Genomic DNA, 21,930 nt, shown 5'->3' with positions numbered 1-21,930 from the left:
AAGCGTGAGCGTACCGGTTGTGGTGATGGGCCCTCCGGAGAGCGTGAGGCCTGTTGTACCGCCGGAGCCGGAGACGCTTGTGACGGTGCCGTTCGAAGGAAGAGCTGCCCACGTCGGTATGCCACCTGAGACCGTAAGCACTTGTCCCGCAGTGCCAATTATACGCTTACTGAGCGTGTTTACGCCTGAGGCATAAAGAAGGTCACCGGTCGCGTAAGTTGATTGCGCAGTGCCGCCCTGCGTCGCCGCAAGCGGAGCCGTAAGTCCGGCGATAGAGGTGATGTCGCTGTTCGCGCCGGATGCCGCGGCTCCGAGATTTGCCCTAGCGGTAAGCGCATTGCTTCCGCTTGTGCCGCCATTCGCGACTGTCACGGGGGTAGAAAGATTTAACGTAACCGTGCCTGAAACTCCTCCTCCTGTGAGTCCCGTTCCGGCCGTAACTCCGGTGATATCACCCGCCGTTGCTTGCCATGTGCCAACACCTGTCGCGTCGCTTGTCAAAACGTAGCCGATTGCCGGTCCGGTGGTAAGTTTGAAGCCGGTGGTCGTCAAGCCATTTGCGTCAATACGCGCACGTTCCACGCTTGCAAGTCCGCCGGTATTTGTATGAAAAGTCAAAAATGACGTGCCTGTATTCCAATAGGTTTGAATGCGCGACTCGCCCGTTGCGTTATCGGTGCCGATAAAAAGACCATATCCAGCGGTGCTTCCCGGAGTTGTCGTAAGCGTCGCGCCGTTCGCGACATGCACCATTCCGTTTTTAACGGTGAGTAGTTGGTCGGGTGATGCTGTTCCAATCCCAACGCGGTTTGAGGCATCCGTAACAATGGAGCCGTTACCGGTTGGCGGATTTCCCGGCGGCGGACCGTTGAAGGCATGAGCGGCGGCAGGGAAATAAAGCAATAAAGCAATAAAGCAATAAATTGGGAAGGTGGTTGCTTCTTTGATTCTGGAATTGCATATTACTTTAAGTATAACAAAACATAGCAAACAAAAAAGCATGGCGCCATATGCTTCCATGCTTTTTTGTTTCATTGCTTCCCATGCTCTATCCCCTACTCCACCGATTCCTCTCCGGCCTCTTCGATGATCGTGTCGCCTTGCAAGCGACGGCGTTCCTCGTGGAATTGGAATCCGGTGCCCACGGGAATGAGACGGCCGATGATGACGTTTTCTTTAAGTCCACGCAACAAGTCCACCTTGCCTTCAGTCGCGGCATTGATGAGCACTCTTGCTGTTTCTTGGAACGACGCCGAGGAAAGGAAACTTTCGGTTGACAGCGCGACTTTGGTGACGCTCATCAGGAGTTGTTTCGCCCGCGCCGGAGTTTTTCCGTCACGCTTCATCTCGCGATTCACTTCCAGGAAACGCGATTTTTCAATGACGTCGCCCGGCACAAAGTCCGTGTCGCCGGATTCTTTGATTTTCACGCGGGAGAACATCTGGCGGACGATAATCTCAATATGCTTGTTGTTGATGGAGGCACCTTCCGAAACATAGATGCGTTGCACTTCACCCACAATGTAGGCCTGCACCGCTTCTTTCCCTCTCAATGCCAAGAGCTCCTTAATGTCCAAGTGGCCTTCGGAAAGTTGGTCTCCTTTTTTCACCGAAGCGCCAACTTTGAAATAAATCTCTGAGGTACGCGGAATCGGGTACTCCAGCACACCGTCTTTTTTGTCGGTGCCCGCGATACGCACGGTGCGGATGAGCCCTTTTTCTTCAATCGCCTCAATGGTGCCGTCAATTTCCGACATAAACGCCTTGCCTTTCGGCGGACGCGCTTCAAACAATTCTTCCACGCGCGGCAGACCGTGCGTAATGTCGGCTCCGGCAACGCCACCGATGTGGAACGTTCTCATGGTAAGCTGTGTGCCCGGTTCGCCGATGGACTGCGCGGCGACAATACCGACCGCTTCCCCCTTCTCCACCGGATGGTTGTTGCCCAAGTTAAAGCCGTAACACGCAGTGCAAAGACCGTACAGCGTTCTGCAATTAATCGGCGAGCGCACCCAAACCGACTCAACCGCAACTGCCGCTTCGATTGCTTCCGAGGTCGCGCGGTCAATCATGTCGCCCGCGCGCGCAAACACTTTATTGCCCACCTTCACATCCGCGAGGGCGGTGCGGGAGAAAAGGCGTGACGCGAACGAATGGCCGAAATCGGCACCATCTTTCCGACGCATTTCAACACCTTCCTTGGCTTTGCAATCTTCCTCGCGGATCACGAGGTCCTGACTCACATCCACCAAGCGGCGCGTGAGGTAACCGGCAGACGCAGTTTTCAATGCGGTATCGGTTGTTCCTTTGCGCGCGCCGTGCGTGGAGATGAAATACTCCAGCACTGAAAAACCCTCTTTTAGTGACGACTTCACCGGCAACTCCATGGTTTCACCTTTCGGGTTCGCCACAAGTCCTTTCATACCCATCATCTGTGTCGGCTGTGACCACGAACCGCGGGCGCCGGACGAAATGATTTCGAAAATCGGGTTTGTGGGCCCGAGCACCTGCGGCAAGAGCTTCGCGAGCTTGCCCTTCACCTTGTCCCAAATGCTGATGACGCGGTTGCGGCGCTCGGACTCGGTGAGCAACCCCTGGTTGAACTGCTCCCAAATCTTTGCCTCCTCGCCTTCGGACGCGTGGATAAGTTCTTTTTTCTCCGGAGGCACCACCATGTCGTCCATACCCCAGCTGATACCGGAATCCGTTGCCGCCGCGAAACCAATTTTCTTAATAGCGTCCAAATACTGCGCGGAGCGTTCTGTCCCGTAGGTGCCGATGATTGCTCCCACAACTTTAGAAAGTTCCTTCTTATCCAGCTGCCGGTTCACAAACCCGAAATCTTTCGGCATCGCTTCGTTAAAGCGCAGGCGACCGATGGTTGTTTCTAAGCGCTCCCCTGCAACCTTCGGGTGCGGCACGCGGATCATGGTGTGCAGTTTGATGTAGCCATATTCAAGCGCAAGAAACGCTTCGTCAACGCTGGAGAATGCTTTTTTCACTTCGGGATCCAACGGGTTCCGCGTCAGCGAATAGCAACCGAGCACGATATCCTGCGTCGGCACCATAATCGGATCGCCCGTCGCGGGTTTCAACAAGTTCACGCTGGAAAGCATAATCTCGCTCGCCTCGCGCTGTGCTTCGTCGGTCAGCGGCAAGTGCACGGCCATTTGGTCGCCGTCGAAGTCCGCGTTGAACGCAGTGCAGACCATAGGCGGAATGCGGATAACGAGGTCCTCAATCAAGAGTGGCTGGAATGCCTGCACGCCCAGGCGGTGCAAGGTCGGCGCGCGGTTCAGCAACACCTTTTTGTTCATGGACACCTCTTCTAAAATCTCCCACACCTCCGGAGGAGCCGCTTCAATCAGACGGTTCGCGTTCCGGATGTTATGCGCCAAACCCCGCTCAATGATTTTATTAATCACGAACGGCTTGAACATTTCCAGCGCCATTTTTTTCGGCAAACCGCACTGGTGCAATTGCAATTCCGGACCGATGACAATAACCGAGCGGCCGGAGTAGTCCACGCGCTTACCAAGCAGGTTCTGGCGGAAGCGACCCTGCTTCCCTTTCAACATATCCGCGAGTGAGCGGAGCGGTCGGCGCTGAGCCGACATCTGCTGTACACCAAAGCGGGCGGAGTTATCCACCAATGCATCCACGGATTCCTGCAACATTCTTTTTTCGTTCGTCACAATCACATCCGGCGCCTGCAAATCCATCAGCTTTTTCAAGCGGTTGTTGCGGTTGATGACGCGGCGGTAGAGATCGTTCAAGTCGGAGGTCGCGTATCGGCCACCGTCTAACGCCACCATCGGACGCAAATCCGGCGGAAGCACCGGGAGCGTCGTCAAAATCGTCCACTCCGGACGCATGCCCTCGCCCAGCAAACTGGAGAGCAACTTTAACCGCTTCAAGAGGCGCACCTCAGCGGCCGTGTCCTCTTCGCCCTTCAGCGCCTTGCGGATCGCCGCTACTTCTTTTTTCAAATCCATCGCTTCTAAAATCTTCCGGATTGCTCCAGCGCCGCTTCCGGCTTTGAAGATGCTCCCGAAACGCTTCGCGAGGTTTACGTATTCAGTTTCAGAAAGCACCTCGCCCACACGGAGCGATTGGAGTTCCGCCTTCGCGGCCAAGAGACCCGACTTCAGCGTCGCGTCGGAAACACCCTCTTCTTTCGCTTTTTTGCGCGACTTGTATTCTTTTTCAACCTCTTCAAGCCCTTTTTTCTGTGCGTCCTCGTCCACTTCCGTGACAATGTAGGCCGCGTAATAAATGACCTTCTCAAGTTTTTGCATCGGCACATCAAGCATGAGGCCGAGCTTTGAGGGAACATTGCGGAAGAACCAAATGTGCACCACCGGGGTGGCAAGGGCAATGTGTCCCATGCGCTCACGGCGCACAATGGAGCGTGTTACTTCCACGCCGCATTTGTCGCATACGACGTTCTTATAGCGCACACGGCGATACTTACCGCAGTAACACTCCCAATCTTTTGTCGGACCAAAAATACGCTCGGAAAACAACCCGTCTTTTTCCGGGCGTTGTGTACGGTAGTTAATAGTCTCCGGCTTTATCACTTCGCCGTGCGACCAACGCAAAATATCTTCAGGGGAGGCGATGCGCAGTTTTAATCCGGTAAAGTCCATCATAGATTTAGTGCTTTATTTCTGTTCCATGCGCGCGGCCTCTTCTTCAGCCGTCAGTTCGCGCCGCAATAATTCGACGTTTAAGCCAAGCGCTTTCAGTTCAGACACGAGCACATTGAATGACGCGGGAATGTTTGGAGCTTTAATCTTTTCGCCCTTGATGATGGCTTCGTATGCGGCGGAACGGCCAACCACGTCGTCGGACTTAATGGTCAACATTTCCTGCAATGTCGCCGCAGCGCCATACCCTTCCAGCGCCCATACTTCCATTTCGCCGAAGCGCTGACCGCCGAATTGCGCCTTGCCTCCCAACGGCTGCTGCGTAATAAGCGAATAAGGACCAATGGAGCGCATGTGGATCTTGTCTTCCACCAAGTGGTTGAGCTTCATCATATAGATGATGCCCACGGTCACCGGCTGGCTGAACGGTTTTCCGGTACGACCATCGTACACCGTCACTTTCCCGCTTTCGGGCAATCCTGCTTTTTTAAGTTCCACTTTAATATCCGCGTCGGTCGCTCCCGAGAGCGCCGGGGTCACCGCGCGGTAGCCCAAGGTCTTCGCCGCCCAACCCAAATGCGTTTCCAAAATCTGCCCGAGGTTCATACGCGAGGCAACGCCAAGCGGGTTTAACACGATATCCACCGGTGTACCGTCGGCAAGATACGGCATATCCTCCACCGGACGCACCTGCGAGATAACACCCTTGTTGCCGTGGCGTCCGGCGAGCTTATCGCCCGCCATGACTTTGCGGAGCTGTGCAATTTCCACCTGCACCCGTTTGATGATACCCGGCTCAAGCTTATCGCCGTGCTCACGCGAGAAGATCTTGATGCCCACAATGCGTCCATATTTGCCATGCGGCATGGTAAGCGAGGTGTCTTTCACGTCACGCGCTTTTTCACCGAAAATCGCCCGGAGCAGACGCTCCTCGGCAGTGAGCTCGCTTTCACCTTTCGGAGAAATTTTGCCGACCAAAATATCTCCGGATTTCACTTCCGCGCCGACGCGCACCACTCCGTCTTCATCCAAATTACGGAGTTTTTCCTCGGAAACGTTCGGTATGTCAGGGGTTGTCATTTCGGGCCCAAGTTTCGTGTCCCGGACATCACAATAAAAATCTTCAATATGAATGGAAGTGAACTGGTCGTTTTGCACCACGCGCTCAGACAAAATGATGGCGTCCTCAAAGTTGCCTCCATCCCACGGCACAAATGACACGAGGAGGTTTTGTCCCAAGGCGAGGGTCCCGTTCTCAATGGAAGGACCGTCCGCCAAGAGCGCGCCTTTCTTCACATACTCCCCTTTCTGCACCAGCGGGCGCTGCGAAATGCAGGTGAACTGGTTGGAACGCTTAAACTTGTTGAGGAGCGTCGTTGTGATGCCCTTCGCCGTCTTTAACACGATTTTTGTCGCATCAACCTCCATAATTTCGCCGTCGCCTTCCGCGAGCACCAAGTGTCCCGAATCGTGCGCGGCCTTGTCCTCCATGCCGGTGCCGACATACGGCGCGTCGGCGCGAACGGAAACTACCGCCTGCCGCTGCATGTTAGAACCCATCAAGGCGCGGTTCGCGTCGTCGTGCTCCAAAAACGGAATAAGCGCGGTCGCGACGCTGATGGATTGCTGCGGCGCCACGTCAATCAAGTCCACTTCGTCACGATGGCAAATACCCGGCTCGCCGTTCACGCGCGCTTCAATAATTTCGCCCACTATCTCTCCTTTATCGTTCACCGGCACGCCGGCATGCGCGATTTTCTTTTTCTCTTCGTCAAGCGCGTTCAGCCAAACGATCTCGGTGGTAATTTTCCCTTTTTTGACCACCGCGTATGGCGTTTCCAAAAATCCGAATTCATTCAAACGAGCATAGTTTGACAAGTGATTCACCAAACCGATGTTCGCGCCTTCCGGCGTTTGAATCGGGCAAATGCGGCCATAATGGGAGCGGTGCACGTCGCGCACCTCAAATCCGGCGCGTTCACGAGTCAAACCGCCCGGACCCATCGCGGAGATGCGACGCTTGTGTTCCACCTCAGCCAACGGGTTCACTTGGTCCATGAACTGCGAAAGCTGTGAGGACGAGAAGAATTCTTTCACCACCGAAATCAGCGGCCGCGCGTTCACGAGCTGTACGGAGGTCAGGGTGTCAATCTCCAGCGTGGACATTCTGTCCTGCACAATGCGGCGCATGCGCGCGAGTCCCACGCGGAGTTTGTTCTGCAACAATTCCCCCACTGGACGCACGCGGCGGTTCCCCAAATGGTCAATATCATCCGGCTCATTGCTCTGGTCGTTATTCAAACGGATGACTTCTTTAATGATGCGGACCAAATCGTCGTAGCCCAAAAGACGCGAATTCGCGTCCTTTTTGCCCGAGGCAGTGCCTTCCGCTCCCATGGGGATCTTGTCGCCAACATATGACTTCAGCCGCTCATTGAGCTTAAACCGGCCAACCAGCGACAAATCGTAGCGGTCGTTGCGGTTAAACATCGCGTCAATCAAGCTCTTTGCGTTTTCCGGCGCGGCCAAATCGCCCGGACGGATACGCTTATATATTTCCAAATACGCGTCGTCCGCGGATTCCGCGCTGTCTTTTTTCAGTGTTTGAGCAATGTGCTTAATCGGTCCGGTGTCCGCGTCGGCAAACGCCTTCAAAATTTCCTCGTTTGAAACGTTTCCGAAAATGCGGAGCAAGTCAGTAACCGGCGCCTTGCGACGGCGGTCAATCTTCACTCCGATAAATCCGTCCGCGTCGGTTTCAAATTCAAGCCACGCGCCGCGGTTCGGAATAACTTTCGCGCCGAACAGCTTCCGGCCACGCCACACGTTCGCGGTGAAATACACGCCCGACGAACGGATGAGCTGGGAGACCACCACGCGCTCCACGCCGTTGATGATAAACGTACCGCGATCGGTCATGATCGGAAAATCCCCGAAGTACACTTCTTGCTCATGTTCGCCTTTCGTGCGGTTGTTTGTGAGCTTCGCCTTCACTCTTAACGTCGCCTCGTACGTCAAATCTTTGAAACGTGAATACGCCTCGTCGTACTTCGGCTCGTCAAAAGCGAAGTCGGTAAAATGCAACTCAAGCTCTTTGCCCGAGTAGTCCTTGATGGGAGAGACCTCATCAAGCAATTCACGGATGCCTTTTTCTAAAAACCAGCGATACGAATTTGTCTGAACCTCAACCAAATTCGGCTGCTTCACTAGAGCTCCTTTGTGCGCTGAGAAAACCTTCGTGGGGAGTTGTTTAATCATAAAAGCCCTACGAACGCGTCACGTCTTAATGGTAATACTGCACTCAATGCGCGCGGTGAATTTTACCCGCGGTGTCCCCTGGCCGCAAAGCGGCTATTATTGCATGAATAAGAAACTGTCCGTATTACACAAAACAAAACCCACCCAAACGGGAAAGTTTCGTTTATTTTTGGTGACTCACAATATGAAAGTAATTATATGCGAAAGGGTCAAGTTTTGTCAATAGCCCTAAAACTTTTGTCAAGACCCACTTTCCGCGCCACATTTCTTTATTATAACACACGCACTCGGCAATTTGCGCTTTGTGATCCCACTTATCGCAACTTGTCTTTTTTGCTTTCAATAAATCCGCGGAGGTTTTCCAAAAACTCAACCAAAAATTGGAACGGGAGTTCAATGACCGCGTTCATCGCGAGCACGAGCACGTTAAATTTCGCAAGTCCGGAGATAATCCATTGGCCAACGGTGATGAACGGGAAAATAAAGAGATCAAGGATAAACGACGCGACTGTCGCCTTCAATGGCGCGACGCTCAAGTCGCGCGCGCGGTTTTTAATCCGCACGCCGGCCGCCAAGACCAGTGAGACAAAGAGCGCGAAAACGATGATGTTTGCGATGTTGAAATGCAATGCCGTGAGCACACGGTAGAGCGCGTTGAAGGACAGCGCGAAGAGCGCGAGGTAAGTGCCGTACATAAACGCCCCGACAACAATACCGTGGCGCTTCGGAATCACGATAAAGTACCGGCGGGGTTTTTCTTCGTATACGATTTCGGCAACCGCGGCGGTAGCAAGCTCCGCGTTCTTCTTCCCCGGCATGCGGATACCGGCGACAATCATCAGCATCAAAAACGGCGGGAAAAGGATGTTTAAAATGGTGTTGGTAAGGGAAAAGCTATGCGTGAGGTATGTTTCAATCGGGATTTCCACGGCTAGCGCGATGGTGATTTTAGAAAGCAAAAACGAAAGAACACTGAAGAATGCCAGGCGGTGCAGGCGATGCCTCTCACGTTCAAACCGGCGCGCGTACATCCGCGCGATTGCGCTTTTGAGCGCCGCTTCGTCCTGCAAAAGGCCTGTAAACGCGTCAATGGTCTGGTACTCTTCAATAATGTCTCCGATAAGAAAAAAGGCGGTGTTGTATCGGTTGCACAGTTTTTCAAACGCGCCGATATGCCGGCTTTTCATCGCGGCGTTGATGCTGTTCTTCAATGCCGGAAGTTCCATGGCAATGCGCTCGGCGTCCATGCCTGGCAGCAGCTTCCACTGCGGAGCAATAAACGCGAATAAGCGATAGCACAACTGATCGTCGTCCACGCGAAACAGCGACCGCTGGAGCGCGACAAAGAGGTGCAACGCGATTTCATCCTCGCTTAATGCCGCCCCCGTCACCGCGCAATCTTTCCGCACCGTCGCGAAGGCAAGTTCAAAAAGGATGGCGTCTTTCGCGGGCGGCACCAGATTTTCTTCAATGGAGTTCGCGGCAATTTCAATAAGCCATTCTTCTAGCGCTCTGGCTTCGCGCGGATTTTGGCCTCGCAAGCGGTCGGTTACGACGCGCATGCCGTCAATCAACTGCTGGACTTCCGGAATCTTTCCCTGTGGAATCGTGTCGTTGGGCAAATGCCCCGAACGGATAATTTCCTTGATGAGCGCCTCGGCCATGTCGTCCGAACGCTGCATAATGAGACGGCGTTTCAACGCGCGCAAAATAAACCGCTTCCGCAGTAGGTGCTCATCGTGATAATCCACGATGTTCCGAACCTTCTCGTAAAAGGCGGCAATTTTCGCCGCGATTTCATCAACGTGGATTTTCGGGACCTCTTCCACTGGCGTCACCTCGCGCCACACGCGGAACGCCGTGAGCAGTTTTTGCATTGGTGCCGATAATGTCGTCATATATATGTTCTTTATTGTACCATTTATAGCCCAAGATACTTCGCCCGTTGTTCGTTGTGTTCTTCAAAATCCTTGCTAAAAATGGTGCGTTTGGTTTTTGGGTCGGAAAGGTAGAACAGATAGTCGGTTTTCTTGGGGTTTATGGCCGCGCGGATGGCATTAACGCCCGGGTTTGCAATCGGCGTCGGCGGAAGTCCGGCGTGGGCATAGGTATTATATGGCGAGGCAATGGCATAGTCATCGCGCACCAGGCGAATATCTCCGCAGGTTAAAAGCGCTCCGCCGCATTTTGCGTACGCAATTGTCGCGTCAATTTGGAGTCCCATGCCGATATTGAGCCGCCGCGCGATGATGCCGGAGACGATAGCCCGATCCTCCGCAACGTCGGGCACTTCTTTTTCCACGAGCGAGGCGATGATGAGATGTTTGTACCAATCGTTTCCGGAGGCCGCGAGTTCGGGATACGCCTTTACCGCGAATACATCCAGCATTTTTTCTGTAACTACCCGCGCTAACGAACCCGGCGCGAATTTGTACGTATCGGGAAATAAAAATCCTTCAAGCGATTTTACATTTTTAAGGAACGGGTAACGGTCGCGGAATTCGGCCACTGATAATTGTACAATGGCACCTTCGGTAAGTATGCCGCGGTCGCCGAGTATGCGGTCAACGTCTTTGAGGGTGCCTCCCTCTTGAATGGTGACCGTGATGTCTTGCGGCCCCTCGGCAAACCGCTCCACAATATCGGGAACACTTTCGGAGGACGTGACTTCATACGTGCCGGGCTTCAGCGCGTGCGCGGAACCGACAAGCACCGCGTAGAAGCGAAAACTTCCCGCGGAGCGGATAAATCCTTCGGTCTCTAGACGATCGGAGAGGTCCCGCAAACCCTCGCCCGGGAGTACGGTGAAAATTTGCGCTTTGTTTTCGCGAGCCGGCGCCGCCAAACTGCGCACAAATACAGCACTGGCAAGCACAAACGCCGCAGTGATAGCAATAAAACAATATCGCAAGAAAGAACCCATATTAGAATGACTTCCGCGCCGCGATGCTTTGAATAATGCCGATAAGCATAAAATTTGCAAGCAGGTTAGAGCCGCCATAGCTCAAAAATGGGAACGAAACTCCGATGACGGGCAACAGTCCCACATTTGAACCGACATTCACCACAAAATGCAAAAGGTATAAAATGATCGCCCCAAGACACAAGAGGCGTGAAAAATTATTCGGCGATTCCAACGCAATCCAAATAATGCGGAGCATGAGCGACAAAAACGCGCCGAACAGAATAATTGCCCCGACTAGTCCCCACTCCTCAATAAGCGCGGCTAAAATAAAATCCGTCTGCGCCTCCGGCAAAAACCCCAGCTGTACCTGCGTTCCCTGCCGAAATCCTTTGCCAAAAAATCCGCCGGACCCGATGGCAATTTTTGCCTGAATAACGTTGTAATTTACCCCCAGCGGGTCGCGATCGGGCACAAAAAGTCCAACAATGCGTTCTTTCTGATATGGTTTCAAAAATCCGTTCCACGCGATGATGAATCCGACGACGGCAACAATAAGCCCCAACCCCACGTGCCGTGGCTTGATACCTGAAGCAAACAGATATCCGATCCACACACCGCCCATGATCAGCGCCGATCCCAAGTCCGGTTGCTTCATGACAAATGCCGCAGGCAAGGCAAGATACAAAAATGAAACAAGGATGGTTGAGCCGTGCGCGATGCGCGCGTGTCCCTTCGCAAAAAAATATGAAAAAAGAACAATAAGCGCCACTTTCGCGAATTCGGATGCCTGAAACTGCGCGTGGCCGAAGCTTAACCAGCTCCGCGACCCGCGGATCGTGGGCGCGAAAAGCGCCGTGGCGAGCAGCAGCCCGATTGCCAACATATATAAACCGTAGACAACGGCGCGATGATTGGTGAGCGAACGTATGTCGCTCACGCCAAGCAATACCGCCACAGCAATGCCAATCCCGAACCACGCAAGCTGCATCGGAAAAAGCCGCGGAGCAATACTCGCGACCATAGTCAAACTCACCGCGGTCATCACCAGCACAGGAACGGTGACGCCCCAATCAAGACGCTTGAAATATGAAAGCATGTTATCGACGCGTATCCACGACCACGCGCGTACGGGCAGTATCAAGGGTTGCGGCATCAGCGTCAAGCAGCGGGATTACGATCTTAAAAAAGCGTTCTTCAAACGGCTGGATATCCAAGAGAACCGTGCGTGAGGCGTCCGCAAAAAGCCCCGCGTGGTTCATCGCAACAGCGCTCACCACCGCCTGTCTTAAGCCATACGAATTATTATTTTGCACCACTCCTTCCACGATTGCGGTTTTTCCTTCACGTTTTGTCACCACTTCACGCACTTCCACATTCGGCCGCGGAAACTCACCCGCCGCGAGCCACGCGGAATCGCGCACCACAAAATCGCCTCTCATGATAGCGCGGAATGGCACCTCAAGCGCCGGAAATACGATAAGTTTTACCTCGCCTGCGTGAATGAACGTATCGCCGTTGAATGAAGTGAGCGCCGCGTTTTGCGCGTCATACAGCGTCACGGTATAAGCAATGTGCGATGCTCCGTAGTTCAAGTTCGGATTTTCAAGCTCCACAAGCACCGAGCTTGCGTTGTTGCCGATATCAAACAACTGCAACGGCAACACCTTGATGGGCCGCAGTTTCCGGACGGCGCAGGCAACACATGGGCCCCCGCAGTCCGCCTCTTCCTCTCCCTGATTTTGCACCTTATCAACACACGACGCCGCGGGTTTGAAATATCCCAAATACACGCTTCCGCCGATAAGCGTGAGCGAGAGGAGATAGAACATGCCGTAGAGAAATTGTTTGACGATGCGATTGGACATACATTCACTCTACCAAGAAATCAAAAAAACAAGAAAACAAAAGACGCTCGACAAAGGCGACGAGTTCCGTTATGGTTCTGATTAGTGTTTTGATTGTCTCCCTTCGGAGGATGCGCCATGAGCGCACGTACCCTCATCGGTTTCGTTCTCGCCCTCACCATGCTCACTGCGACCGCGTTCGGAGAGGAGCAGAAGCGCGACCAGCGGAACAACCCCAAGTCTCCGCAGTACAAGGAATTCACAGAGCTCCAGCGAATATCCTCGACTGCCCGGCTGAGCCTTCCTGAGGCATGCGAGGAAGTGCTGTGCCTCCTCATCATCCAGAAGCAGGCGGACCCCGCGCGCTTCACGGACGAGGCGAAGGCGGCACTGCGCGACTGTGAGAAATTCTACATGCGCACCGAGCGTCACTGGGTGCACGCCTACGGACTCCTGTGCAATCCCAACCTCATGAACGAAGAGGACAAGCTCGCCGAATGCCGCGACACCGTCGCAAGACTCGCGTGGTGTGCGATGAAGTTCAACACCGAATGGAGGTTCCTGCTCACCGCACTCACCGGCGACGAGTGGAAGGCGGCGACGGACGAAATGGAGAAAGAAGACGCCGCGGAGAAGGATCGGGAGGACAAGGACAAGAACGAAAAGAAGTAACGCCGAACACAGCCAACGCGCAACGGCCTCGCTCTAATTAAAGAGCGAGGCCGTTGATCTTTTTACAAAAACAACCCTTTTGATTGCTGGCATATCCTACTTTCCCGGCCGCCGAAGCAGCTAGTATCATCGGCTCACGATGCTTTCACGACTCTGTTCGGAATGGGAAGAGGTGGGACACATCGAAACAAAACACCAGCAAACAAAAAGGTTGTTTTTTCTAACCCTTTCCCCCCGCCGAAAGGCGGGGGTTCAATGCTTTGATGATCGGTTTTACTGGCGCCCTCTATATTTCTACAGAGAACGCTACTTTCATGCGCTCAATTCAGAGCGTGTGACAGTCTATTAGTATCGCTCGGCTGAAATCATTACTGATCTTACACCTGCGACCTATCAACGTAGTAATCTTCTACGGACTGCTTCCTTGCGGAAAGATGCCTTATCTTGGGCTAGGCTTCGCGCTTATATGCTTTCAGCGCTTATCCCTTCCGAACTTAGCTACCCAGCGATTCAGTTGGTACTAAAGCTGGTAGACCAGAGGTTCGTTCAACCCGGTCCTCTCGTACTAGGGTCGACTGCCCTCAAGCATCACACGCCTGTAACAGGTAGAGACTAACCTGTCTCACGCAATACTCAATTATTACTAATTGTTTGGACTATACCATCACTCCGATATTCATCGGAGGGTTGACGTATTAACCCGATTATAAAACCGGATTCCGATCCCTTACGATCAAGTCTCTACGGGGGTCCGACGTTCATCGGACCTTCCCTCGGGGTTATCCTCAAAACCCAGGTTAAAGATTTTGTAGGACTTCACCGATATGAGTCAACTTCTCAGCTTTGCCTTACGGCAAAGCGCCGCCGTTTGTTGATGTCTTCTCTAGGTTCTTTTTCGTTGACGGTTTGAACCCAGCTCACGTGCCCTTTTAAATGGCGAACAGCCATACGCTTGGAAGCTTCTCCACCTCCGCGCTAGGGCGAGCCGACATCGAGGTGCCGAGCCTGGTCGTCGATAGGAACTCTCGGACCAGACTAGCCTGTTATCCCCGGGGTAACTTTTAGCCGATGTCTCTGACCATTCTATGACGGATCATCGGGTCACTAACTTCTGCTTTCGCACCGGCGCGACTTGTAGGTCTTGCCGTCAAGCTGGCTTTTGCGTTTACACGTCCAGCGCGGTTTCCATTCGCGCTAAGCCAACCTTAATAAACTCCTCCGTTACTTTTTAGGCATTTGTTACACATCGCCAGCAACTCTAAAATTTAGTTGCCGGTGATCGGCGCGGCATTTCTACCACAACTCTCTGTGTCGCCACAGAGGTCAGACTATATCTTCATCGCGAGTGACATCACGATGTTCAGCGTATAGTCGTTGAGGACTCTCTCCGATGTCCGTCGGAGGTTGCCTGCTGATTGTCCGTCGATCCGCCACCTGGCGGATGCCACTTCAAGATTTTCACTGAGCGCGAAGCGCCCGAGTACTTGAAGATGCACGGATGTCCCAGCATATAGCTGAATTTTTTATTACGTTAACCCCCTCGATTGAACGGATGTCAATCGTTTTGTTGAGGATAACGCCCCATTAAAACTGCCCATCAGACACTGTCCCAATACGTTTTTGCCGTAAAGGTTAGATTTTAACATTTTCCAGATGGCTGTTTCATTGTCGGGTCCACCTGATCCGAAAACCAGGTTTCATACCCTCGCCACTACGCTACGCAGAAAAACGTTAAAGCCAATATCAAACTACAGTAAAGCTCCCGGGGTCTTTTCGTCCCGTTACAGGTATCCCGCGTCTTCACGGGAATCGCAATTTCACCGAGCTCTTGGTCGAGACAGTCATTCGATCGTTACACTATTCATGCGCTCCGGAACTTACCCGGAAAGGAATTGCGCTACCTTAGAACGGTTATAGTTACCGCTGACATTGACGAGGGCTTCGGGCAGTGAGCATATCCAAAATTGCTTTCGAATACACACCCACCGTTAACCTTCTCGCATCGGTCAAGTGTCACCTCCTATACATCCTCTTACGAGTTAGCAGGAAGCTGTGTTTTTGATAAACAGTCGCCAAATGTACTTTTGTTGCAGCCCATGCACACCTTGCGGCGTGACGGGCAGGCCTTATACCGAAGGTACGGCCGCTTTTTTGCCTAGTTCCTTGACCAAGACTCACTCGTTCCCCTGAGGCGTCTCGCCTCACCCACCTGTGTCGGTTTACGGTACGATGCGCTTATCCTAAACTTAGAGGTTTTTCTTGGAAGGCTCTTCAGTTGAATTAGCCAAGTAAAACTTGGCCTTACGCCGACGCGCGGAATTCGCGATTAAACACAGTGCTCCGGATTTGCCAAGAACACATTCCTTATCATCAGCGACGTCAAACCATTGAGACGCTCAACCTTTTTTCCTCCGTCACCCCATCGCACAAATAAGCGCGGGCCGGAATATTAACCGGCTACCCATCGGCTACGGTTTTCGCCATTGCCTTAGGATCGCCTAACCCGTGGTTGATTGCCATTGCCACGGAAACCTTGGATTTTCGGGGATCCGATTTCTCATCGGATTTGATGGTTACTCATGCCAACATTCTCACTCCTGAACGCTCCAGTCCTCCTCACGGATGAACCTTCACAGCAATCAGAATGCTCTCCTACCGCGTCCACGACCGAAGTCATGGACACCCGTGTCGTCGGTATCTTGCTTAGCCCCGGTACATTTTTGGCGCCACGACCCATCGAATAGTGAGTTGTTACACACTCTTTAAAGGATGGCTACCTCTAAGCCAACCTCCTATCTGTCTCTGGGGCATGACTACCTTTTACACTTAGCAAGAATTTAGGGACCTTAGACGACGGTCTGGGCTATTCCCCTCGCGACCATGGAGCTTTGCCCCCACAGTCTGACTATCCCGCGTCCCGTATGGTATTCGGAGTTTGACTGATGCGCCGAGGTTTCCCCCAATACGAATCAACCAGTGCTCTACCCCCATACGGTTTTTGCGGAACGCTAGTCCTAAAACTATTTCGGAGAGAACCAGCTATTACCAAGCTCGATTAGCTTTTCACTTCTTACCCCAACTCATCCAAAGATTTTGCACAATCAACTGGTTCGGACCTCCCCCTCGCTTTCGCTCGGGTTCATCCTGGTCAGGGCAAGCTCGCCTTGGCTTCGGGTCTTACACTTACTGCCTTCTCATCTATGACCGAACGCTGGAAGCATACCAGCTACTCGGTCATAAATAAGAGAACGCGCTATTAACACTCGGTTTCCCTATGCCTCCGTCGCATGAAGCGACTTAGACAAGCAGTAAACGTAAAGTCGTTGGCTCATTCTTCAATAGGCACCTAGTTGTCCGCCACTGATTGCTCAGTGGTTGGACTTCTAGTCCTTGTAGACATATGGTTTCAGGTACTATTTCAGCGCCCTCGCCGGGCTGCTTTTCACCTTTCCCTCACGGTACTTGTTCACTATCGATCACAAAATGTATTTAGCCTTACCAGATAGTACTGGCGGATTCCCTCGAGATGTTGTGGTCTCGAGGTACTTAAGAAATAAAACGAATTGGTTGCTTTGTTTTCGCTTACGAGGCTATCACTCACTTTGGCGCTTCTTTCCAGAAGCTTCAGCTAACGAAGCAATTTGTAACCAATCTTCCGCGAATCGCACAGCCCTGTTTAACGAGAGCTTTGCGATACGCAAAAATGTCTTACCCTTGCAACCCTCCAGCGTATACATTGCTGCACACACTAAAGTTTAGGCTGTTCCCTTTTCGCTCGCCGCTACTTGGGGAATCTAATCTATTTTTATTCCTCCGCTTACTGAGATGTTTCACTTCAGCGGGTCTGCTCACATGCGCGTTTAATCGCATGCGTTACGCGGGTTTACCGCGCAGGGTTTCCCCATTCGGAAATCTCCGGATCAAAGGTTGCTACACACCTCCCCGAAGCTTATCGCAGTTATGCTGCGTCCTTCATCGCCATTTTGTGTCTAGGCATCCACCATACGCCCTTATACACGCTCTGAATTCAACGCGTGCAACCTCGCGGTCGCCTGAGGCGACTTAACGAGGCGTACTCAATACTCCGCCATCATGCAGATATTGAGCAGTAAAACCGATCATCGAAGCATTGAATGCTTTCGATAATACTCTTGAAATTGCGTTTTCATTTGCATTGATTTACTTATGAGCACCCGACAAAAAAGAATTTTCTGTCAGATCCTGTTTATCAATGTCCGTTCGTTTCAGTCAGCACCGGTCCCCTTACAACGACAAAAGCCGCTGTGCGCGGCTCTGGAAATTGTCCTCTTTATGGAGGACTAGGAGCCGCAGGGGTTATGCTTTAAGGTCAACATTTCAGTGTAATCATTAGTATAGCCACCAATGAAAATCTGTCAATAGGGGTGACATGTATAAGGTGTGCATAACCCCGCAAGGTGGGACAAACAAAAACACTCGCCTAGGCGAGTGTTTTTGTTCAATCGTTTGCGCGTGCCGCACCCTCACAGCGCAGCATGCACAAACAATGCAAGCACCATTTTAATGGCGCACTTCGTTTTCCATCTTCGCAATCCAACGCGAGGCCGAGTCTCTGCCGCCAAGGCCAAATGCAAGACCTCCGGCAAGCGCCAGCATCGCGATCATTCCCGTGATAAGCGTATTGATGATCGCCACCGCAATGTTTAATTGCGCAGCAGAGGTGAGAAGTCCAAAGATCATCACCACCCACCATGTCGCTGTTCCCAAGAATTTCGCCGCGTGGAGTTTCGCGCCAAGCACTGATGCAAGCACCAGTCCTTTCAAGAAATTCGCTGCCACCACCGCAACGAGCAGAATGAGCGCCGCGATCAGAACGTTCGGAATGTAGAGGAGCACATCCTGCAAGAATCCGGACAATGCCGTGAAGCTCAAGATGTCTGATGCCGCCAATAAGAAAGCGACAACCATAAACCAATACACAATCTTACCCAAGAAGTGTCCGACGTTCAGCTGGAGATTCGCGCGCTGCAAGTACGCACCGACGCCCATCTTCTCTAGAAGCGCGTCAATGCGGAGATAGAAGACCAATCGCTCTACCAAACGCTCAAGGCCGGCGGCGACAATGAGTCCGATAAGAAGGACCAACAATGCGCCGAGCATGTTCGGAAGGAATCCGATAACCAACGCCCAAAGGTTCTGGAGCGACACCACAATTACATCAACCCATCCTTGTACATACATATATAGTAGTTGAAGAAAATTATTACCTAAAAATCCTCGACCTTTACGGGTTTTCCCCGTACTTTTCTATTATAACAGGCGCCTACTCATTATTGGCTGTGGATAACAAAATGGATCGGGATAGTCACGCATTGCGTGACTATCCCGTGTTCACTTCTACTTCTTGTTCTTCTTGTTGCGCCTGCCTTCGTAGATCTGGGTAGCCGCCTTGCCGAGTTCCCGGCGCACTTCCTTTGACACCTTCGGCTGCGACTTGTGCCGCAGGCAATAGATCGTCCAGTTGAGCTCCTTGAGCTTCGCCTTGTACGCGGCTTCACGCTCCTCGCTGTCGCGCCTGAAAGCATCTACCTTCTGTTCCAACGCGACAATTCCGGCGCCCACCGCCTTCATCACCTCCTTGTCTCGCGCCGCCTTTATGGTGCGCTCATGCTCCGCCTGCGCTTTCCCGTCTTCCACGCCCAACTCGCGAACGTTGAGCAGCAGCCATTCGAGATCGTGCCACACGCCACCCTCGCCATCGATCTTCATCGCGTAGATGCGGCCGAGAAGTTCGCCGGCATATGTATCGCCAGGAATAGTACACCGCACCGTGCAGCGCCTCCCGTCCGGCAATACGTATTCCTTCCCTGCTGCGTACTTTCCGTCCGAATCATGCCGCACATAGACCATGTGCGCCTGCCCGATTTTCTGGTCAGCGATGACCGAGAGCAGCAACCAATTTCCCGCGAACATAAGTCCTCCTTCAAGGAATGTCCAACCACGCACTGCACATAACATAGTATAGAAATCTACAAATGGAAAGGGGCAGGGAACGTTCGCCGTTCCCTGCCCCACCACTTGCTTCCGCGCTATCTATTGCGCGGCTTCGAGTTGATCACCAGCTTCCGCGGCCTCGGCGGATTCAGCTCCACCTTGTAGCGAGTGAGGTCGCCATCCTGCGTGGTGGTAACCTTGCCCAACCGCGGCTTCTCTATCCGAGCCATCTGCTTCCTCCTCTTGGGACTGAGCTTCCCCGTCATGGCGAGGCACAAAGTGAATGCGTTCATGCTGTCCTCCCTACATTGTCCCGCAGTACCGGTCGCCGAAGTCGCCGCAGCCACCGATGATGTAAAACCGCTCATCGAGCTGCGCGCCGTTTGACGCCACCACGATGTTCCCCTCGGGGATTACGTTCTTCAGCCTGTCGAACCCCACCTGCGCCGCGAACATACCGACAAAGAAAACGTTCTTCTCGTCATAGCCCGCGTGCTTCAGGATCTCCACCGTCAGACAGACGCTTCCGCCGGTCGCGAGCATCGGGTCCATGATGACGGCGTAGTGATAAAGCTCCGGCGGCAGCTTCTCGCAGTACACGCTTGCCTCTGCGGTCTTCTCGTCACGCGCCATCCCCAGGTACCCGATCGGCACCCCGGGCAACACATCCATCAACGCGGGAACGAACGCGGTGCCAGCGCGAAGGATAGGCACCCCCATGACGTCGTCGGTGACGTACGCGCCTTGCGCGGCGCCAATCGGCGTCTCAATGGCGCGAGACTTCATAGGAAGCTTCGCCACCACCTTCGGGATCAGCAGTCTTGCCAACCCGTGAGCCGCCCAGCGGAACTCCGCCGTCTTTGTCTCCTTGTCGCGCAGAATCGTGAGGTAAGTTTCCTCCATGATGTTCTCCTTCCTTACATAGAACATTCCGAGTCGTGCTGCACAAAGTATTACGCGGCAACGGAAAAAACGCAAGAAGAAGAAAAACAACCGCAAAAAAATGTTTACATCTTCAGCGCTTAAGCTTTAATAATGTAAACACTTTGCCGGCGCAACAACCCACGAGAGGATTATGAAAGCGGGGGCTGCGCAACAACACTAATCGGATGGCGCACACCGGCAAGCCAATCCTCCAACCGCTTTGCGCTCCGCGCCGAACGCAACGATTCGCGCGGTAATTTTTCAGTTTCTTCGCGCGTGAACCATTTTGCTTCAAGCACATCGTCCGCGAGCGGCGACGTCACCAAACTCTTTGGACGCGCCAAAAAACAGTAGTCAATGATATACTCGTCCGCGCTCGGCCGGTGATACACCGCTTGTATGCCGGTGAGCTCCACGTCGTAACCCGATTCTTCCTTTGCCTCTCTTAACGCACATTCAATAGGAGTCTCTACACCCTCAAGGTGCCCGCGGGAGTATTCCATTTCCCGCGCACGTTCGGGCGAGCCTCTTTAATGAGCAAGAGCTTGCCGTCCCGCTCCAACATAATACTGCACCCGATAGTGACATTGGGTTGAGACATATTAATCCTCTTCTTTAAGGGTTTTTTGGAAATCAACGTATGAAAAGTTAGACTCGCCATCCCACACCTCATCGGGAATAATATTTATCCGCTTCTCGGAACCCAAAAACTCGGCGAGTCCGTTCATGGTGCGGACAAAGTTTATGGTATTCAACACCTCATTCCGCTCCACGTCCGTAATCTCTTCCTTGCGCGCAAGCTTGACAATAGCATTCCGTGCGTCAGCGCTAACATCCACCCCCTCGGGATAAATCGCGTCTACAAACTTATACGTCCAAACCCCTCCCTCCTTCATTATCGCGATGTTATCCTTCCCGACGACGTCAAATATCGCTCCGGTTTTTTCAAAATAAACAATAAGTTTTTCGACGAGATCCTTGAGCATCACGCGAAGCTTGGCGTCCTGTTCCGCGGCCGCGATTAAGTTCTTGAGGTCTCCGCCACCCTCTCCCAGCAATTCCAGCAATGCTTCTTTTCCCGACAATCCCGAATACTCGTCGCCATACAGCAAACACATGGTCGCGGCCTGATAAACTCCGCCGGGTATATCCCTTTGCTCCGGATATCCGTTTGTCGCCAAACTGAAGTGATCCGGCCCCTCCAGCTCGGCGCGCTTCTGAATCATCACCACGCCCCAAACCTCTGCAAGCTCACCGGAAGATTCTTCCCCGATAGCCTTCAATATGTTTTTAGTTATCGGAATCTTCAATAAAAACTTTTTCTGATTCGGCGCGTGTTCAGCGCCAAAATAGGCCCTAACTCCTTGATACTTCTCCGCTTCTTCATGAAGAAAATTATCCATGTATCGCTTCGCGCCATCAGTGAGCGCGTCGGGGCGCTGTAGCGCCCGCCGATTCTCGTGTAAAATCCTGCGCACCGATAGAATGTTCACTTTTGCCACAACGTCGGGATGTTCCGGAATGCTATAAACGATATGCTCGCCGCCCATCGCGATAAATTCCGGCTTAAACTTTTTTACGATCTCATGATCAACGTTTTCGAGATCAAAAAAACTGCGCTCCGCGCCTTTCGCTGCTGCTCCATGCCCTTCTTCTGTGTTCTCCGCGTCGTTTTCTTGTTTTGGATTCTCAGAACTCATACAGA

Annotated in this window: 13 protein-coding genes and 2 rRNA genes; 1 reads left to right on the top strand and 14 read right to left on the bottom strand. The window is 52.8% G+C overall.

Going from position 1 to position 21,930, the window contains the following annotated elements:
* From Q7R85_00355 to Q7R85_00325, 7 genes are all read right to left on the bottom strand, one after another.
* On the bottom strand, nt 1–1,035 hold a 1,035-nt coding region (locus tag Q7R85_00355; protein MDO8584557.1), incomplete at its 3' end, for a hypothetical protein.
* Between the two features lie 20 nt (nt 1,036–1,055).
* Nucleotides 1,056–4,652: a DNA-directed RNA polymerase subunit beta' gene (gene rpoC / locus Q7R85_00350; GenBank protein MDO8584556.1), complete on the bottom strand. Its 3,597-nt coding sequence runs from the start codon at nt 4,650–4,652 to the stop codon at nt 1,056–1,058.
* A gap of 12 nt (nt 4,653–4,664) precedes the next feature.
* The gene (locus Q7R85_00345; protein MDO8584555.1) at nt 4,665–7,907 is read right to left on the bottom strand and encodes a DNA-directed RNA polymerase subunit beta; all 3,243 of its coding nucleotides are present in this window, start codon (nt 7,905–7,907) and stop codon (nt 4,665–4,667) included.
* A gap of 314 nt (nt 7,908–8,221) precedes the next feature.
* Nucleotides 8,222–9,805 (bottom strand): hypothetical protein, encoded by a 1,584-nt coding sequence (locus Q7R85_00340; protein ID MDO8584554.1) that lies wholly within the window; start codon nt 9,803–9,805, stop codon nt 8,222–8,224.
* A gap of 23 nt (nt 9,806–9,828) precedes the next feature.
* Nucleotides 9,829–10,830, bottom strand: coding sequence for an endolytic transglycosylase MltG (gene mltG, locus Q7R85_00335; protein MDO8584553.1), 1,002 nt, complete (start codon nt 10,828–10,830; stop codon nt 9,829–9,831).
* Between the two features lies 1 nt (nt 10,831).
* On the bottom strand, nt 10,832–11,908 hold the full coding sequence (locus Q7R85_00330) for an FtsW/RodA/SpoVE family cell cycle protein (GenBank protein ID MDO8584552.1): 1,077 nt from the start codon (nt 11,906–11,908) through the stop codon (nt 10,832–10,834).
* A 1-nt stretch (nt 11,909) separates the two neighbouring features.
* Nucleotides 11,910–12,677, bottom strand: a complete 768-nt coding sequence (locus tag Q7R85_00325; GenBank protein MDO8584551.1) for a hypothetical protein — start codon at nt 12,675–12,677, stop codon at nt 11,910–11,912.
* Nucleotides 12,678–12,794: 117 nt separating this feature from the next.
* Here Q7R85_00325 and Q7R85_00320 point away from each other — a divergent pair, with 117 nt between their 5' ends.
* Entirely contained in the window at nt 12,795–13,328 is a 534-nt protein-coding gene (locus Q7R85_00320) for a hypothetical protein (protein MDO8584550.1), read from the top strand.
* Nucleotides 13,329–13,412: 84 nt separating this feature from the next.
* On the opposite strand, the gene rrf is transcribed toward Q7R85_00320, so the two are convergent.
* The 7 genes from rrf to Q7R85_00285 all read right to left on the bottom strand — a co-directional run bounded on the left by rrf (nt 13,413) and on the right by Q7R85_00285 (nt 21,925).
* Nucleotides 13,413–13,528: ribosomal RNA gene (gene rrf / locus Q7R85_00315) — 5S ribosomal RNA — on the bottom strand.
* A gap of 124 nt (nt 13,529–13,652) precedes the next feature.
* A 23S ribosomal RNA gene (locus Q7R85_00310) occupies nt 13,653–17,352 on the bottom strand.
* 515 nt (nt 17,353–17,867) lie between these two features.
* Nucleotides 17,868–18,548 carry a hypothetical protein gene (locus Q7R85_00305; GenBank protein MDO8584549.1) on the bottom strand — a complete coding sequence of 227 codons (681 nt, stop codon included), beginning with the start codon at nt 18,546–18,548 and terminating at the stop codon, nt 17,868–17,870.
* 156 nt (nt 18,549–18,704) lie between these two features.
* Nucleotides 18,705–19,325, bottom strand: coding sequence for a hypothetical protein (locus Q7R85_00300; protein ID MDO8584548.1), 621 nt, complete (start codon nt 19,323–19,325; stop codon nt 18,705–18,707).
* Nucleotides 19,326–19,604: 279 nt separating this feature from the next.
* Complete coding sequence (gene upp / locus Q7R85_00295) at nt 19,605–20,204, bottom strand: uracil phosphoribosyltransferase (protein MDO8584547.1); 600 nt, start codon at nt 20,202–20,204, stop codon at nt 19,605–19,607.
* Nucleotides 20,205–20,374: 170 nt separating this feature from the next.
* Nucleotides 20,375–20,728: an NUDIX domain-containing protein gene (locus tag Q7R85_00290; protein MDO8584546.1), complete on the bottom strand. Its 354-nt coding sequence runs from the start codon at nt 20,726–20,728 to the stop codon at nt 20,375–20,377.
* A gap of 99 nt (nt 20,729–20,827) precedes the next feature.
* Nucleotides 20,828–21,925 (bottom strand): hypothetical protein, encoded by a 1,098-nt coding sequence (locus tag Q7R85_00285; protein ID MDO8584545.1) that lies wholly within the window; start codon nt 21,923–21,925, stop codon nt 20,828–20,830.
* Nucleotides 21,926–21,930: the final 5 nt, after the last annotated feature.

The sequence above is a fragment of the bacterium genome, from assembly GCA_030649055.1.
GTDB lineage: Bacteria > Patescibacteriota > Minisyncoccia > UBA6257 > JAUSGH01 > JAUSGH01.
The sequence above is the reverse complement of the archived record's forward strand: the minus strand, read 5'-3'. Positions and strand labels throughout refer to the sequence as shown.

What these genes read in the sequence shown, in the direction of transcription:
- rpoC (MDO8584556.1), bottom strand. Translation starts at nt 4,652, where the DNA reads ATGATGGACTTTACCGGATTAAAACTGCGCATCGCCTCCCCTGAAGAT.
- Q7R85_00345 (MDO8584555.1), bottom strand. Translation starts at nt 7,907, where the DNA reads ATGATTAAACAACTCCCCACGAAGGTTTTCTCAGCGCACAAAGGAGCT.
- Q7R85_00340 (MDO8584554.1), bottom strand. Translation starts at nt 9,805, where the DNA reads ATGACGACATTATCGGCACCAATGCAAAAACTGCTCACGGCGTTCCGC.
- mltG (MDO8584553.1), bottom strand. Translation starts at nt 10,830, where the DNA reads ATGGGTTCTTTCTTGCGATATTGTTTTATTGCTATCACTGCGGCGTTT.
- Q7R85_00330 (MDO8584552.1), bottom strand. Translation starts at nt 11,908, where the DNA reads ATGCTTTCATATTTCAAGCGTCTTGATTGGGGCGTCACCGTTCCTGTG.
- Q7R85_00325 (MDO8584551.1), bottom strand. Translation starts at nt 12,677, where the DNA reads ATGTCCAATCGCATCGTCAAACAATTTCTCTACGGCATGTTCTATCTC.
- Q7R85_00320 (MDO8584550.1), top strand. Translation starts at nt 12,795, where the DNA reads ATGAGCGCACGTACCCTCATCGGTTTCGTTCTCGCCCTCACCATGCTC.
- Q7R85_00305 (MDO8584549.1), bottom strand. Translation starts at nt 18,548, where the DNA reads ATGTATGTACAAGGATGGGTTGATGTAATTGTGGTGTCGCTCCAGAAC.
- Q7R85_00300 (MDO8584548.1), bottom strand. Translation starts at nt 19,325, where the DNA reads ATGTTATGTGCAGTGCGTGGTTGGACATTCCTTGAAGGAGGACTTATG.
- upp (MDO8584547.1), bottom strand. Translation starts at nt 20,204, where the DNA reads ATGGAGGAAACTTACCTCACGATTCTGCGCGACAAGGAGACAAAGACG.
- Q7R85_00290 (MDO8584546.1), bottom strand. Translation starts at nt 20,728, where the DNA reads ATGGAATACTCCCGCGGGCACCTTGAGGGTGTAGAGACTCCTATTGAA.
- Q7R85_00285 (MDO8584545.1), bottom strand. Translation starts at nt 21,925, where the DNA reads ATGAGTTCTGAGAATCCAAAACAAGAAAACGACGCGGAGAACACAGAA.